This window comes from Ignavibacteria bacterium, from assembly GCA_016873845.1.
Classification (GTDB): Bacteria; Bacteroidota; Ignavibacteria; order Ch128b; family Ch128b; genus JAHJVF01.
Genome location: VGVX01000071.1, coordinates 1 through 14542 on the forward strand (window position 1 = coordinate 1; position 14542 = coordinate 14542).

Below are 14542 nucleotides of genomic sequence, written 5' to 3' on the forward strand. Positions count from 1 at the left end.
CTCGTTTTATCGGGATGGTATTTTTTGATGTTATTAAGCTGCGGTTCCCGGATAATAAGATCCCCCGAACTGAAAAATGCCCAGCTATTCTTAGTCGGGCATTTTTTTTGTTGAGTCGATGTTGAAAGATTCTATCCCGACAAAAGTCGGGATAGAATCTTTTGAGTTTTACCTGCTGTCACCGACCCTTCGGTGACAGTTTTTTTATGAGCTGCTAAGTGATGTTAACGAGACTAGGTAAGCCGCCGAATGTTCGGCAGCTTGCAATTAACGGCTGGTAGTGTGAAAACCACCGTATTGACGGTGGCTGTCACAACGATACTTTTCGCCACTGAATGGTCAGTGGCGAGCAATTCTGGCCTGGCCTACCTTGTCGTCACCGGCCACTCGGTGACATAGTTTTTATTTCTACTTCAAATGATTTAATTTAGAATAAAACAAATTAAGCGAGATGCCCATAAGAGGACGTTCAAATTTATCGAGTGAAACATACTTCTTCGTGACAACAACAGTTGTTGACTTTCTCGATGTGTTTTCAAACGACAGATGTTGTGATGCTTTAGTAAAAAATATAAAACACTATCAGGAGAAATATAAATTTGAAATACTCGCTTATGTAATCATGCCATCTCACTTTCATTGGATTGTTGAAGTTAATCCGGCATCTGGATCAATTTCAGATATAATGAGAGATATAAAGAAATATTCTGCATGGGACGTAATGGAACTTCTCGAACACGAAAACAGATATGATTTAATAAGTCTATTTGAGAAACATGCTGTAGAGTATAAAGACAGAAAAAGAAAGTTCTGGATGAAGAGGTTTGATGATCAAGTTATTAGAGATTCGAAAATGTTCTGGACCAAACTTAATTATATTCACTTAAATCCTGTCGAATCGGGTTTGGTCGAAAAGCCAGAACTCTATAAATATTCAAGCGCTAGGAATTATAGCAAGGGAGATCATTCTGTTATTAAAGTCAATACTAATAAAGGTGGTATAATTTTGAAATGATCAGCCATTTAAGAACCAGTATATCCAGTCCATCACATGAATAGCCACCGAGTGGTCGGTGGCTGACAAGCAAAAGATGTTACCTTGGTTATGCTGTCACCGACCTTTCTGTGACAACTCATTTATCTGCCACTGAGTGGTCAGTGGCTATCAAGCTGAACTTTTTGATTTACCTGCTGTCACCGACCCCTCGGTGACAGTTTTTCTGATGTGTTGAAAGATTCTATCTTTTTAGGTTCCGAGATACATTTTGAAAGATAGAATCTCTTCGGTTTTTAGGTTTGACACCAACTTTTCAGTGTCAACTCTTTTATCAGCCACCGAATGTTCAGTGGCTGGCAGAATAAAGGTGTCAAAAAGTTGGGCTTCTCTTTTGAATTTTTAATATATTTTCAAAAAATTTTCAGATAATGCAATCGATTTTAATTTTTATTCTCGGATTTTTTATCGGCGGTGCTGCAGTGCTGATCTTTTTTCTTCTGCGGAAGAAGGATATGAATCAAATGGCTGCATCATTCATCTCTGCTGCGGAAAGTGATAAGGAAAAAGAAAGAGAATTAATAATTGATTATTTAAAAAGCTCTTTCACCAGTCTTTCATTCGAAGCATTAAGCAAAAGCACTGAACAATTTTTGAAACTTGCCAATGAGACTCTTTCAAAACAGCTTCAATCTGGAAATCTAACTTTAAACGAAAAGAAAGAATTAATCGATCAGACTTTGAAGACGATGAAGGATGAGCTCACAAATGTTCAGGATCTGATGAAGACGATAGAAAAAGATAGAGTGCAAAAATTCAGCACACTCGCCGAGCAGATCCAGCAGCAAAGCAGAGTCACAAAAGAACTTTCCGATTCAACGAGTCAATTGAAAAATGCTCTTGCAAGCAGCAAAACTCGGGGGCAGTGGGGAGAAAGAATGGCGGAAGACATATTGCGTCTCAGCGGATTAAAAGAGGGAATAAATTACTTAAAACAAAAAGCTCTGCAGTCAACCAGCACAAGGCCAGATTATACATTTCTTCTCCCGAACGATCTCTCTGTGAATATGGATGTAAAATTTCCGCTGGATAATTATTCCGCTTATTTGAATACTGAAAACGACACTGAGAAGAAGAAATATAAAGAAATTTTTCTCCGCGATATTCGCGCCAGAATAAAAGAAGTCACTTCGCGTGATTACATTAATCCTGATGAGAATACTGTTGACTATGTACTCGTCTTCATACCGAATGAGCAGATATATTCATTTGTGATGGAACACGATTCAAATCTCATTGATGAATCGCTGAAGCAGAAAGTTATTCTTTGCTCCCCGATCACACTCTATGCGATTCTTGCAATTATCCGTCAGGCAGTTGATAATTTCAGCTTAGAGAAAAAAGCATCGCTGATAATATCGTTGATGAACACATTTCACAAACAGTGGGAAAAGTTCATTGAGTCGCTCGAAAAAATGGGAAGAAGGATTGACGATGCGAAAAAAGAATATGAATCGTTAATGTCAACACGCCGAAATCAACTTGAAAAACCTTTAGTTCAAATCGATGAACTTAGGCAGGAATCCGGAATCAAAATGGAGTCATTGCTTCTCCCCTCATCCCCGCAGGAAAATGATGAAAAAGAAGATTAAAGAGAATAAAGAGACTTCCATCAAAAAAACATTTTCTCAGAGTTCATCAATTCAAGATGTAAACTCATCAATTATTGATAACTTTCCTGATCCAATTTTAATCGTTGTACGAAATGAAGAAAAGAAAGTCATTCTAAAGTCGTTTAATCCAAAAGCTCAAGATTTATTTGAAATCAATTTATCAGATGCTATAAGTAAAGAGTTAAAAATATTTTGGCCTTATGATTATTGGAAGGAAACTAAAAGTAAAGTACGTAAAGCGGTAAAGAAAAAATCCAGCGAAATTATTGATCCGTTTGTCTTAGAAAAAAGCCAAGAGAAAAAGATATTAAGTATTAAATTCTTTCGATTAGATGATCATACTGCGGGAATTTTACTTCTTGATTCAACCGATCAGCAAAAATCTCAGCAGTCAATCCTGGAAGAAAAAATTAAGTACGAGGAATTCTACAAAAACACGCCGGTAATGATTACGACTCTCGACCAAAATGGAACTATCCTCGATGCAAATGCTCATTGGTATGTAAAAACGAGTTATTCACGAAATCAAATTATTGGGAAAAAGCTTTTTGATTTGTTGACATTTGGTTCAAAGCAAAAGTTCAGCACCGATGGATTCAATGAATTACTAAAAACTGGTCATTTATCTAACTATGAAGTCCAAATCGTTAAAAAGAATAATGAACTTCTCGAAGGTATAATAGATGCACGTGCACTCTTTGATATTCATGGGCAGTTTTTAAAATGTTATATAACAATAAATGATGTCACTGCTCTGAAAGAATTGAGTGAAGAGTATGAAAGCAGCGAGCTGAAGTATTCGCAATTATTTGAATCGGCAATTGAACCTATCGTAATATATTCTTTGGACGAAGGGATAATCGATTGTAACAGCAAAGCCGAAACACTTTTTTCCAAGAGTAAAGATGAAATATTTGGATTGACGCTGAGCGAGTTTTCTTTCTACGGTCAATCCAAAAAGTCGGGTCAGGATGAATATTTAGATAATGCACTTCAAAACGTAGTTGAAAATCAATTTTATTCGTTCATTTGGAAAGTTCACAGTGGAAAACAAATTATCGAGTGTGAAGTCTCTGCTGGATTGATGGAGATTAAAGGGAAAAAAATCATTCTTCTCTTTTTGCGTGATAGAACAGAGCAGCTGCTAGCTGAAAGAAAACTCCAGCTCAACGAAGAAAAGTTCAGAACTATTTGGAACGAATCCGACGATGCCCTTAAATTATCCAACAAATCCGGAAGCATTCTTCTTGTGAATAAAAAAGCTTGTGAGCTTTACGGGTTTAGTGAACAGGATTTCCTTAACCGAAGGAATGCAGAGTTGAGCTCAGATCCGAATTCTTACAAAAAATATTTTCAAGATTTTATAAAATCCAAAAAGGAATATTCTGAATTTGAATATCCTTTTACCGCCTCAAATGGCCAAAGTAAAATCATTGAGGAGAAGAATCTGCTGATAAAGCTTCCTGAATATAAAGATTCGGTCATTCTTTCAATTTCGAGAGATATTACTGAAAAGAAAATGATTCATGAAGAGCTTAAAGATTCTGAATTAAGATACAAAAAGCTGAACGAAACTAAAGATAGATTCTTATCAATTCTCTCTCACGATCTGCGAGCACCGACTGCAAGTATAATTGGAATGGTTAATGCCTTGATAGAACAGCCCACTGCGGATCACAAAGAACTTTCATATTATTTGAACTTAGTTCATTCGTCTGCGAAGCATCAATTAAATTTGATAACGAATTTACTCGATTGGTCAAATATTGAATCCGGCAAAGAGAAATTTTCTCCAACTCAAAGAAATCTTCGTTTTGCAGTTCGTGAAGCAATAAATTCTGTAGGAGGACTGGCGCATCAAAAAGAAATTAAAATTATCAGCGGTGTTGATGACGTAGTAGTTCTGATCGACGGGCATCTTTTTGAGAGATTGTTGATTAATCTTCTTTCCAACTCTATAAAATTCAGTCACGAGAAAAGTAAAATTGAAGTTACCTCACAGCTTAAGCCAAACGGTCTTATTGAATTGTGCGTCACCGACTATGGAATCGGGATACCGAAAGAAATCCAATCAAAATTATTCGACTTCAGAGAAAAAATTTCGAGAAGAGGAACTAAGGGGGAACGCGGAACCGGGCTCGGGCTCTCACTATGCAGGGAGATCGTACAGTTTCACGGCGGTGAGTTAAAAATTGAGAGCCCAATTAAAGCAAGTGGTAAGAAGAAGAAAGCGGATAAATCTTCAGGCGGGACAAAGATTTTCTTTACATTAAAAATCGCTGTGCCGAAAGTTTTCATTTCTGATTCACTCGTAAATAAACAAATTGAAAAAATATTAAAAGGGGAGCTTAGAAATTATAAAATTCAAATCGGTAATGTTTCGAAGGAGCTGAAAAGTATTGAAAGAGAATACTACTCATTGATCATTCTTGACAATAGAAATAATGGGAGTACAGACGAATTAAAAAAGATCAAGAAATGGCATCAGACACTTCAAAATATCTGGATCGTTGATGACTCGATTTCAGCGTCTAACGATTCTGATATTAAATACCTACTACAAAAAGAATTTGCAAAAGAATTGGGGAATGAGCTGCACAAATATTTTTTTGAATTAAAGCAGCAGGCAGCTCTAGTCGAGAAGAAACCTAAATAAACAGATTCCAGAGAATATAATCGAGAATTAAAATTATCGCGGCTGAAAGAACGAATGAGCGAATGGTCGAAAGCCCAACTCCTTCTGCGCCTCCCTCAGTTTTAAAACCAATATGACAACCAATCAGTGAAGTAAACGCCCCGAAAAAAGTTGCTTTAACTAATCCATAAACAAAATCACCGAAAACAAAAAAACTTCTTACGGATTCAAAAAATACATTGAACGAAATTCCAAGGAAGAAGTTTGAAACGAAATAGGCGCCGCAAACTGCAATCAGATCGGCAAAAATTACTAATATCGGCATCATGATTAATGCAGCTAAGTATCTTGGCATAGCTAAATATCGAATTGGATTAATTGACATTGTCTCAAGCGCATCGATTTGTTCTGTGACTTTCATCGTACCAAGCTCTGCAGCAATTGATGCACCGACTCGCCCTGCGATTACAATTCCAGTAAGAACAGGACCTAACTCAGTTATAACCGCACGAACTGTTGCACCTCCGATGAACGAAAGCGGTGCGAGCCCTTTTAATTGGTATGCAGCCTGCCAGGCAGAAACTGCTCCAGTAAAAATCGCAATTATAAATACAAGTGGAAGTGAATCGACGCCGATATGTTCCATTTGTTTAAGGATGAGTTTTCGATCACGAAAAACTCTTGCCATGCTGAAATGAATTTTAAAAAAGAGAGTGCTTATCTCACCGAATTCATTTAAGAATGAGAGAGTCTTTGAGCCGATTTTGTCTAATGCAGTTGTTAACAAGGATTGGTTTCTTTTATTGAAAAACTAAATTAAAAATAATAAAACAATCTAAATAAAATTATGGCTATGGTAAAATCAATCCTTCAGTAATTGAAAAATGGTTTAAGAAAATTACTCTGAGAAATTGAAATTTCGAACTCCTCTTCGATGTTATCTGCTCGATTTACTCAAACTTTTAGTTAAGACAATCCGTTTATGCATAAATTAATCGCTGACCTTTTGGTTCAGGAATCGGAGTACCAAATTCTTTTGCAGTGTCAATCCAAAGACGAATTGCTTCCTTTATGTTCGTCAGGGCTTCATCGTAGGTAGTTCCGTGAGCGCTGCATCCAGGTAGCTCTGGTACTTCGGCGATATAAACTTTATCATTTTTATCCCAGTAAATAATAATTTCATATTTGTACATTATAGTTCCTTCACCAAATTATATTTTAGTAATAATTTCCTAACTTGTCGTACTTGATATCGTTTTGCTTTATCTCCATCGTGCTGTAAGTTTATCATTTCGATGATTCCCTCTTTACGAAAAATATGGTGACTTCATCTAACTCTTTCCTCAAATCCTAAATTCTTCAATAGTCGGGATAATTCATCGAAAGGAATGTTTGAATCTGAACCACCTTGTAATATTTTAAGTATGAGTTTTTCATCTCTATTCATTTAAAATATTTTTAGATATGATTAAAAGTTCTTTATAGTCTTAAACTTTACTACAATGGTAGTTTAAAATGCAACATACGAACAAACAAAAAGTTTCAGTTCAATTAACTGAATCAAGTTCGCGGGCTTTACGATAGTAATCTTCAGCAAACTTAATATTGCCTAATTGTTCATGGCAGTAAGCAAGTCGCCGAAAAGTATCCGATTTGACTTCATCTTTGAGCGATTTCAAATAATACCAGATCGCGGTTGAATGATTGCCCATACTTTCATACGAAAGACCAATGTTGAAATTTGTCGGGGGTTTTTCGTAAACAAAAAAGTTTGGTACGGAATAATTTTTCACTTCTGTTGATTCAAGTATCGGCTTCAAGCTGTTTATCTGTGTCGCGAAATTTATGCTTTCATTCATATAGCTTCTTGATGATATCAAGCCGACTACTTCAACATATTCATTTAATAATGGACTCCCTATCATACCAGGCGAACTCATTCCGGTAAATTGGAAAAATACTTTCCCGGCACCAAAATCTCTTTTTCCGCTTATCATTCCTTCGGAGAATGATCTTTCAAATCCTTTTGGATTTCCTATTGTAAAAATTCTATCGCCAATTTTTACATTATCAGAATTTCCGACTGGAAGGAAAGGCAAATTATTACCATCTACTTTATAGACAATTAGATCACGTCGGCGGTCGATTTTATACAGCGCACTCGGAGCGAATTCTGTATCGTTCACTTTTATTTTAACGTAAGTCCCTCCATTTACGAGCGAATGTGATGTTACAATTTGTCCATCCGCAGTATACGTATAACCGGCACCAATGCGTAGTAAATTGCGGTTTTCATCATATACATTTACGATGGCGACTGCATTTTTCGCTTTTTCAAAAATGTCGTAGCCTGATGGAAATTGTTGTGCATATAAATTTGATGTGATCGAGATCACAAACAAAATAACGAGTATTTTAATTGGCGACTTCATATCGTATGAAACCCATATTGTTAAAATTTCAATAAAATAACGGCAGGAAATTAACTATAAATAAAAGGATTTTCAAGAAATTATATTTTCTTTTGTACTTCTCAGTTTAAGCGGCAAATCCAATTCGGGGGAGGATTTTTTACAAATCCCTTCATTCAAGTCGGAAAAATTTTATCTTTGTAAGGAAATTAACAAAAATTAACTATTTAGGTATTTTTCATGAGCGAATGGAATTGGTCAATAAAAAGCGTCGATAATCTAGAAAGAACGATTGAACGATGTAAAAAGAGAAATATTATTCTACCTACCTTCAATGAATTAAAAGAACCAAACACAATTTCAAAATCAATTCAATCGCAACTCGCAAGGATTGGAATGGATGAAATTCACCCACTCAATCTTTTCAGAATTAATTGGAGAAATGATTCAAAAAGTAGTGAGATCGGAAATATAAATTTTCTTGAGATCCCAAAAGAAATCTCTGGTGTAAAAGCAAGAATAATCGGTTTGGTTGGAAAGTTTTTCCCAACGGGCGCTCACAAAGTGGGAGCAACTTATGGTTGTCTGGCGCCATACTTAGTTACCGGCAGATTCAATCCAGATTACCATAAAGCTGTTTGGCCAAGTACGGGAAATTACTGCCGCGGCGGTGCATTCAACTCCGCTTTGCTCGGAGTTCATGCTGTTGCCATCTTACCAGAAGAAATGAGCAAAGAAAGATTCGAGTGGCTGAAAAAAATCGGCTCGGAAGTTTATGCGACTCCCGGATGTGAAAGCAACGTAAAAGAAATTTATGATAAATGTCACGAACTTGAAGCACAAAGCGATGAATATTTAATTTTCAATCAGTTTGATCAATTCGGTAATGCAATTTGGCATTACGAAATTACCGGTTCAACGATAGAAACTTTGTTTAATCAAATTAAATTAAAAGATCAACGGCTGAGCGGGTACGTCAGCGCAACAGGTTCGGCTGGTACAATTGGTGCAGGAGATTATCTTCGCGAAAAATTTCCCATGATTAAAATCACCGCTTCGGAAGCTTTGCAATGCCCAACACTGTTGATGAACGGTTATGGTGCGCACCGGATTGAAGGAATTGGCGATAAGCACATCCCTTGGATACACAATGTTAAAAATACTGATGTTGTTACTGCGATTGACGATGAGGATCCGTTGCGGGTTTTGAGATTATTCAACGAAGATGACGGGCAGAAATATCTGTCAAGTATAGAAGTCGATGATACACAATTATCGCAGCTTTCTTGGATGGGAATTTCATCAATAAGTAACATGATCTCAGCAATTAAACTTGCTAAGTATTTTGAGTTTAATGAGAATGATGTGATCTTTACTATCTTTACCGATTCGGTAGAAATGTATCGTTCCCGTCTTGAAGAAATGAACCAAGAGTCTGGAAGTTATTCCCTGAAACAGGCAGAGATCGATTGGACGTCTCTCTTAAAGAAGCAAAAAATTGATAATATGAAAGAGCTTACTTACTTTGATAAAAAAGCAATTCATAATTTAAAATATTTCACTTGGGTCGAACAGCAGGGAAAAAATGTGGAAGAACTAAATGCACAGTGGTATGATGATAATTATTGGAATGAAAGGTTTTCTATTGTACCTGAGTGGGATAAGTTGATTGAAGAGTTCAATAATAAAGTTGGATTAGGTAAATGATTAAATGGGACACAGATTTTTATGTCCAAAGGACTCCTTCGGAGATTTATCAGGATTAATCATGACTAAAATCTTAATAAATTATAACAATCTTCATAATCCGTGTTCCTATAATAATTTTTGTCTATAAGAAAATGTCAAAAGCTAAAGACGAAATAAGAATAACAAATGCTTGGCTCTGCCAGATTGAAGATAAATCTGTCAAACCAACTTTTGCAGATGTTACCATCAAAAGCGGAAAAATCAATAAAGTTATTAAAAAAGATTTTGAGAAATTCAATTCGGCTCAAACGCTTTCCGATCCGAACGATTTTAATGCTGCCGGAAGAATAGTTACAATTCCAAATGTAAATTTTCACGATCATTTTTATTCAAGACTAGCAAAAGGATTAAATGTTACCGGTGATACAAGTAACTTTTTTAATATTTTGACAAATCTCTGGTGGAAGCTTGATCTCGCGCTCGATCTTGAAATGGTGAGAGCATCTGCGCAGATGGCTGCATTTGAATCGATAAAAAATGGAGTTACATATATTTTCGATCATCATGCATCTCCAAGTTTTACGATTGGGAGTTTGCAAACGACAGCCGAGGTGCTTAATGATTTCAATTTGCGTGGAGTTCTTTGCTTCGAAACGTCAGATAGAAATGGAAATAAGCTAACTAATCAAGCGATTATTGAAAACGAGTCTTTCTTCTCAAAATTTCAAACTGAAAACATTAAATCACTGTATGGTTTGCACGCATCATTCACACTTGAGAATGATACACTTAAAACTGTTGCTAAATATGTAAATGAATTCAATTGCGGAATTCACATTCACCTCTGTGAAGACAAATCCGATTCAGAATTGAGTTTAGAAAAATTTGGGAAAAATCCTGTCCAACGATTGTTTGAAAATAATCTATTGAATGAAAAAAGTATTTTGGCACACGGAATTCACCTTGAGAATAATGATTACGATATAATATCGAAATTTGGAAGTGCTATTGTTTACAATCCCGATTCAAATTTAAATAACTCAGTAGGACTGCCAAATTATGAATCTGTTCCGAAATCTATTCCAATTCTATGCGGAACCGACGGAATGCATGCCGATCCTGTAAATTCATACAAAAAACTATTTCTATTGCACCGTCATCAGGGAAATAGTTTCGAGCAAAGCTTTAATTGGATACAAAAGATTTATTTTGATCAGATAGATTTTGTAAAGAAATTTTTTCCGGATTACACTTCATTGCAAGTTAGAGACCGTGCCGACATTGTAATTTGGGATTACGTCCCTCCCGCTCCGATGAGCGAGCAAAACTTCTTCGGCCATTGGGTCTACGGTATTACTGAACGCTCTGTCAATTCAGTAATGCAAAATGGAAAATGGTTAATGAATAATTTACAGCTAACTGGAATTGACCAAAATAAATTAAGCAAAGAAATATTTGTACAAGGGAAGAGACTTGCAGAGAAATTCCAGAGTTTAACATAAATATGTTTTTAATTAACTTCTAATTGAATGAAATCAGATTTTAACATAGTTGGCAAACCAGTAATCCGTCAGGATGCTTATGCCAAAGTAATTGGCGAAGCAAAATTCGCAGACGACTACAAATTCCCCGGAATGTTGTATGGAGTAATGGTTCGAGTCCCGACAACACATGCAAACATTAAATCAATTGATTATTCTGAAATTGAAAAACATTCGGCTATTGTAGCAATTTGCGATTCCAACGACATTCCTGGTGAAAAGATCGCTGGACTTGTAAAAAAAGATCAGCCGGTTTTTTGTTACGAGAAAATTATTACTCCTGGTGATGTTATTGCGATGCTTGTCGGTGAATCTGTTGATGAACTCTATCAGCTTACAAAGAAAGCGAAAGTTAATTACGAAAATCTTCCAATTCTTTCCGACCCATTAAAGGCGATGAATGAAGATGCACCCCTGATTCATCCAGAATTAGGTACGAACTTAATCGTTCATTATCCCCTTAGAAAAGGAAGCGTCGAAAAAGGTTTTGAAGAAAGTGAATTCATTTTAGAAGAGACGTATACAACTCCAAATATTGAACATGCCTATATAGAACCTGAATGCGTAATTGCAATTCCTCTCGAAGGTGATAAAGGAATTCGAATAATTGGAAGCATTCAAAATCCATTTACAACGAGAAAAATTGTTGCCCAGACTATAAATTACCCATTGAATAAAGTCAGGGTCGAGCAAGCAGAATTGGGCGGATCGTTCGGCGGAAAAGATGATACGATGTGTATTCTTTCGGCTCGTGCGGCAGTGGCTGCATTGAAGACAAAAAGACCTGTAAAAATTCGGTACTCGCGTGAAGAATCAATTCTTGAATCATACAAACGTCATCCGTATGTGATGAATTACAAAGTCGGTTACCAACGCGATGGAAAAATCAAAGCGATGAAAATCGATATCATCGCCGATGGTGGAGCTTATGCATCGCTAAGCCCGTTTGTAACTTGGCGAAGCGTTGTTCAGGCAACTGGTCCATACGAAGTTGAAAATGTTTGGACGGATGTTCGTGCAGTGTATACGAACAATCCTTACACCGGAGCTATGCGTGGTTTCGGTTCGCCGCAAATTATTTTTGCACAAGAATCGATTATGGACGAGATCGCAATTAAATTAGGAATGACGCCTGATGAAATTCGCGGGATCAATGGATATCGTGCCGGCTCAGTAACTGCAAGCGGACATAAGCTTGAGAATCATGATGTCAATTTACTCACAGTACTTGGTATCGCAATCGATAAAACAAATTTCAGAGAGAAGTGGATCAATAATATTAATCAGAAAGCGATTGAATTACCCACTCACAGACTTGACAAAAAAGTCACATCCAAGGATTTAATTCTTGGAAAAAATGAATTCGTGCATCCATCAAACCTTTTTAAAAAAGGAATTGGGCTTGCAGTCAGTTTTCGCGGCTGCTCGCTTGGCGCCGAAGGTATCGATGCAGCGGCAGCTTATCTTTCTTTGCAATTAGATGGCTCGGCTTATCTTTTATGCGGACTAGCAGAAAATGGTCAAGGAATGAAAACCGCTTACTCAATAATTGTCTCCGAGGTCCTCGGAATTCCAGTAGACAAAGTTTATTATCTCGAGTATGATACTGCACTTATATCTGACAGCGGACCGACGGTTGCATCTCGTTCGACATTAATGGGTGGAAGTGCTGTAAAAAATGCTGCTGACCTTCTTCGTGAAAGATTTGAAAAGCTTTTGTTTTTAAAATGGAATCTTTCTCCTGGAGAAAAAATAATTTTCAAGGATGATATTGTGTTTCCTGAAAAAAATCCTGAACAAAAAATTTCATTTTCTGAGCTTTGTTCATTGGCTTATAATCAAGCAATTCACATGGCCGCGCTTGGTTGGTATCCGGGTCCTAAAGTCCATTGGGATGAAGAACTTGGACAAGGACCGGCCTATTTTACTTACGTTTATGGATGCCATGTCGCCGAAGTTACGGTAAATCTCGGAACCGGAGAAGTTTATATAGATAAGTTCATCGCAGTGCACGACCCAGGCCATGTAATAAATCTTATCGGAGCCAAAGGACAAGTTTTTGGCGGAGTAACTCAAGGTGCAGGTTACGGATTGTGGGAAGAGTTAGATAAATTTAATGGTAAGATTCGCGATTTGAATTTCGATCAATATATTATCCCGACAAGTAAAGACATTGGTGAGATCGAACCAATCTTTATCGAAGGAAAAGATATTTATGGACCATGGGGAGCTAAGTCGTTGGGCGAGCCAACACTTGAACTAACTGCTGCGGCGATTAATAATGCAATACGAAATGCTATTGGTGTGCGATTCAGAAATCTACCGATAAATCTCGAAGAAGTTTTATTGAAACGAAAACTTCGTCCCGAAGATTTGAAGAGGGGGAGCGCATTATGATTCCGCAGTTGAATTTTGTTAGCGCTAAATCAATACAATCAGCAATCAAATTACTCACATCAGATAAAAATGCAAGATTGATTGCCGGTGGAACGGATGTAATTCCCGGTTTTCAAATCGAGTCGAAACGATTTAATGATATAAAATTTCTCATTGATATCAATTCCATAAAAGAATTAAAAAAGATAAAAAGATTTAATGATAGAATAGAAATCGGTGCTTGCACAAGTTTCAGCGAATTGTTGTTTAATGAAATTATTCAATCCGAATTACCACTACTTGTTAAAGCAGCTTCAACAGTTGGAAGTACACAGATTAGAAATCGAGCGACTTTAGGAGGCAATTTTATTAACAATGCTCCGTGTGCGGATAGTGTTCCTCCTCTTTTAGTTTATAACGCTCAAGTTGAAATTTGTTCAAGCAGAGGCAAAAAGCAAATTCCTTTAGAAAAGTTTTTGATAGAACCCTATAAAACCAAACTAAAAAAAAATGAAATCGTAACGAAGATCATTATCCCTTTGCAGAAAAAAAATATTAAAGGAGATTTTTACAAACTTGGCAGAAGAAGGGCAGTTGCAATCAGCAGGATTTCGCTCGCTGTTTTGGTGGAATTAGAAAATTCAATCATAAAAGATATTAGAATTGCAAGCGGAGCTGTTACTCCAATTGGAGTACGATTTTATGAACTAGAAAAATTGGCTTTGGGTAAGAAAGCTGATTCTGAGTTTCTTAAAAAACTTTCTGCTGAGCTTGGTAGAACCATTTTAAAAGTTACGGGATTAAGGTGGTCTACTCCTTACAAGCTTCCTGTAGTGCAGCAAATGTTTTATAAGCTTTTAGAGAGTGTGTGCCATGAGTAAAACTGTAAAGATGAAAAAAGTTAAGATTAAATTTAATTTGAATGGAAAAGACACTGTTCTTTCCGTAAATCCAAATCGTAGATTGATCGATTTATTGAGAGAAGATTTGAACCTTACCGGAACAAAAGAGGGCTGTGCAATTGGAGAATGTGGAGCTTGCACCGTTATAATAGATGGAAAGACGGCAAACTCCTGTCTTGTTCTTGCCGCACAAATTAATGGTTGTAAGATTACTACGATCGAAGGAATTGCGTCAGATGGCAAGCTGCATCCGCTTCAAGAAAATTTTATGAAGCATGGTGCAATTCAATGTGGATTTTGTACACCTGGCATGGTACTCTC

General features: G+C 36.6%; 11 protein-coding genes. 8 read left to right on the forward strand and 3 right to left on the reverse strand.

The window, feature by feature from the left end; all coding sequences use genetic code 11:
* Window positions 1–451 precede the first annotated feature (451 nt).
* The 3 genes from FJ213_11050 to FJ213_11060 all read left to right on the forward strand — a co-directional run bounded on the left by FJ213_11050 (window position 452) and on the right by FJ213_11060 (window position 5323).
* Window positions 452–1015 carry a hypothetical protein gene (locus FJ213_11050; protein MBM4176690.1) on the forward strand — a complete coding sequence of 188 codons (564 nt, stop codon included), beginning with the start codon at window positions 452–454 and terminating at the stop codon, window positions 1013–1015.
* A gap of 410 nt (window positions 1016–1425) precedes the next feature.
* Window positions 1426–2646 carry a DNA recombination protein RmuC gene (gene rmuC / locus FJ213_11055; GenBank protein MBM4176691.1) on the forward strand — a complete coding sequence of 407 codons (1221 nt, stop codon included), beginning with the start codon at window positions 1426–1428 and terminating at the stop codon, window positions 2644–2646.
* The gene (locus tag FJ213_11060; GenBank protein ID MBM4176692.1) at window positions 2561–5323 is read left to right on the forward strand and encodes a PAS domain S-box protein; all 2763 of its coding nucleotides are present in this window, start codon (window positions 2561–2563) and stop codon (window positions 5321–5323) included. The genes rmuC and FJ213_11060 overlap by 86 nt, the downstream gene beginning before the upstream one ends.
* Here the strand turns inward: FJ213_11060 and FJ213_11065 are convergent.
* The 3 genes from FJ213_11065 to FJ213_11075 all read right to left on the reverse strand — a co-directional run bounded on the left by FJ213_11065 (window position 5316) and on the right by FJ213_11075 (window position 7734).
* Window positions 5316–6065, reverse strand: a complete 750-nt coding sequence (locus FJ213_11065; protein ID MBM4176693.1) for an ABC transporter permease — start codon at window positions 6063–6065, stop codon at window positions 5316–5318. The two genes, FJ213_11060 and FJ213_11065, sit on opposite strands and share 8 nt — an antisense overlap.
* 217 nt (window positions 6066–6282) lie before the next feature.
* A complete protein-coding gene (locus FJ213_11070) occupies window positions 6283–6495 on the reverse strand; it encodes a type II toxin-antitoxin system HicB family antitoxin (GenBank protein MBM4176694.1) in 213 nt (70 codons plus the stop codon).
* 354 nt (window positions 6496–6849) lie between these two features.
* Window positions 6850–7734 (reverse strand): tetratricopeptide repeat protein, encoded by an 885-nt coding sequence (locus FJ213_11075; GenBank protein MBM4176695.1) that lies wholly within the window; start codon window positions 7732–7734, stop codon window positions 6850–6852.
* A gap of 219 nt (window positions 7735–7953) precedes the next feature.
* Here FJ213_11075 and FJ213_11080 point away from each other — a divergent pair, with 219 nt between their 5' ends.
* The 5 genes from FJ213_11080 to FJ213_11100 all read left to right on the forward strand — a co-directional run.
* Window positions 7954–9420, forward strand: a complete 1467-nt coding sequence (locus tag FJ213_11080; GenBank protein ID MBM4176696.1) for a pyridoxal-phosphate dependent enzyme — start codon at window positions 7954–7956, stop codon at window positions 9418–9420.
* Between the two features lie 134 nt (window positions 9421–9554).
* Window positions 9555–10904, forward strand: coding sequence for an amidohydrolase family protein (locus FJ213_11085; GenBank protein ID MBM4176697.1), 1350 nt, complete (start codon window positions 9555–9557; stop codon window positions 10902–10904).
* A gap of 27 nt (window positions 10905–10931) precedes the next feature.
* The gene (locus tag FJ213_11090) at window positions 10932–13340 is read left to right on the forward strand and encodes a xanthine dehydrogenase family protein (protein ID MBM4176698.1); all 2409 of its coding nucleotides are present in this window, start codon (window positions 10932–10934) and stop codon (window positions 13338–13340) included.
* Window positions 13337–14200, forward strand: a complete 864-nt coding sequence (locus FJ213_11095) for a hypothetical protein (protein ID MBM4176699.1) — start codon at window positions 13337–13339, stop codon at window positions 14198–14200. The genes FJ213_11090 and FJ213_11095 overlap by 4 nt, the downstream gene beginning before the upstream one ends.
* 10 nt (window positions 14201–14210) lie before the next feature.
* Window positions 14211–14542 (forward strand): 2Fe-2S iron-sulfur cluster binding domain-containing protein (locus FJ213_11100; GenBank protein MBM4176700.1); only part of this gene is annotated, 332 nt, incomplete at its 3' end.

What these genes read in the sequence shown, in the direction of transcription:
- FJ213_11050 (MBM4176690.1), top strand. Translation starts at nt 452, where the DNA reads ATGCCCATAAGAGGACGTTCAAATTTATCGAGTGAAACATACTTCTTC.
- rmuC (MBM4176691.1), top strand. Translation starts at nt 1,426, where the DNA reads ATGCAATCGATTTTAATTTTTATTCTCGGATTTTTTATCGGCGGTGCT.
- FJ213_11060 (MBM4176692.1), top strand. Translation starts at nt 2,561, where the DNA reads ATGAACTTAGGCAGGAATCCGGAATCAAAATGGAGTCATTGCTTCTCC.
- FJ213_11070 (MBM4176694.1), bottom strand. Translation starts at nt 6,495, where the DNA reads ATGTACAAATATGAAATTATTATTTACTGGGATAAAAATGATAAAGTT.
- FJ213_11075 (MBM4176695.1), bottom strand. Translation starts at nt 7,734, where the DNA reads ATGAAGTCGCCAATTAAAATACTCGTTATTTTGTTTGTGATCTCGATC.
- FJ213_11080 (MBM4176696.1), top strand. Translation starts at nt 7,954, where the DNA reads ATGAGCGAATGGAATTGGTCAATAAAAAGCGTCGATAATCTAGAAAGA.
- FJ213_11085 (MBM4176697.1), top strand. Translation starts at nt 9,555, where the DNA reads ATGTCAAAAGCTAAAGACGAAATAAGAATAACAAATGCTTGGCTCTGC.
- FJ213_11090 (MBM4176698.1), top strand. Translation starts at nt 10,932, where the DNA reads ATGAAATCAGATTTTAACATAGTTGGCAAACCAGTAATCCGTCAGGAT.
- FJ213_11095 (MBM4176699.1), top strand. Translation starts at nt 13,337, where the DNA reads ATGATTCCGCAGTTGAATTTTGTTAGCGCTAAATCAATACAATCAGCA.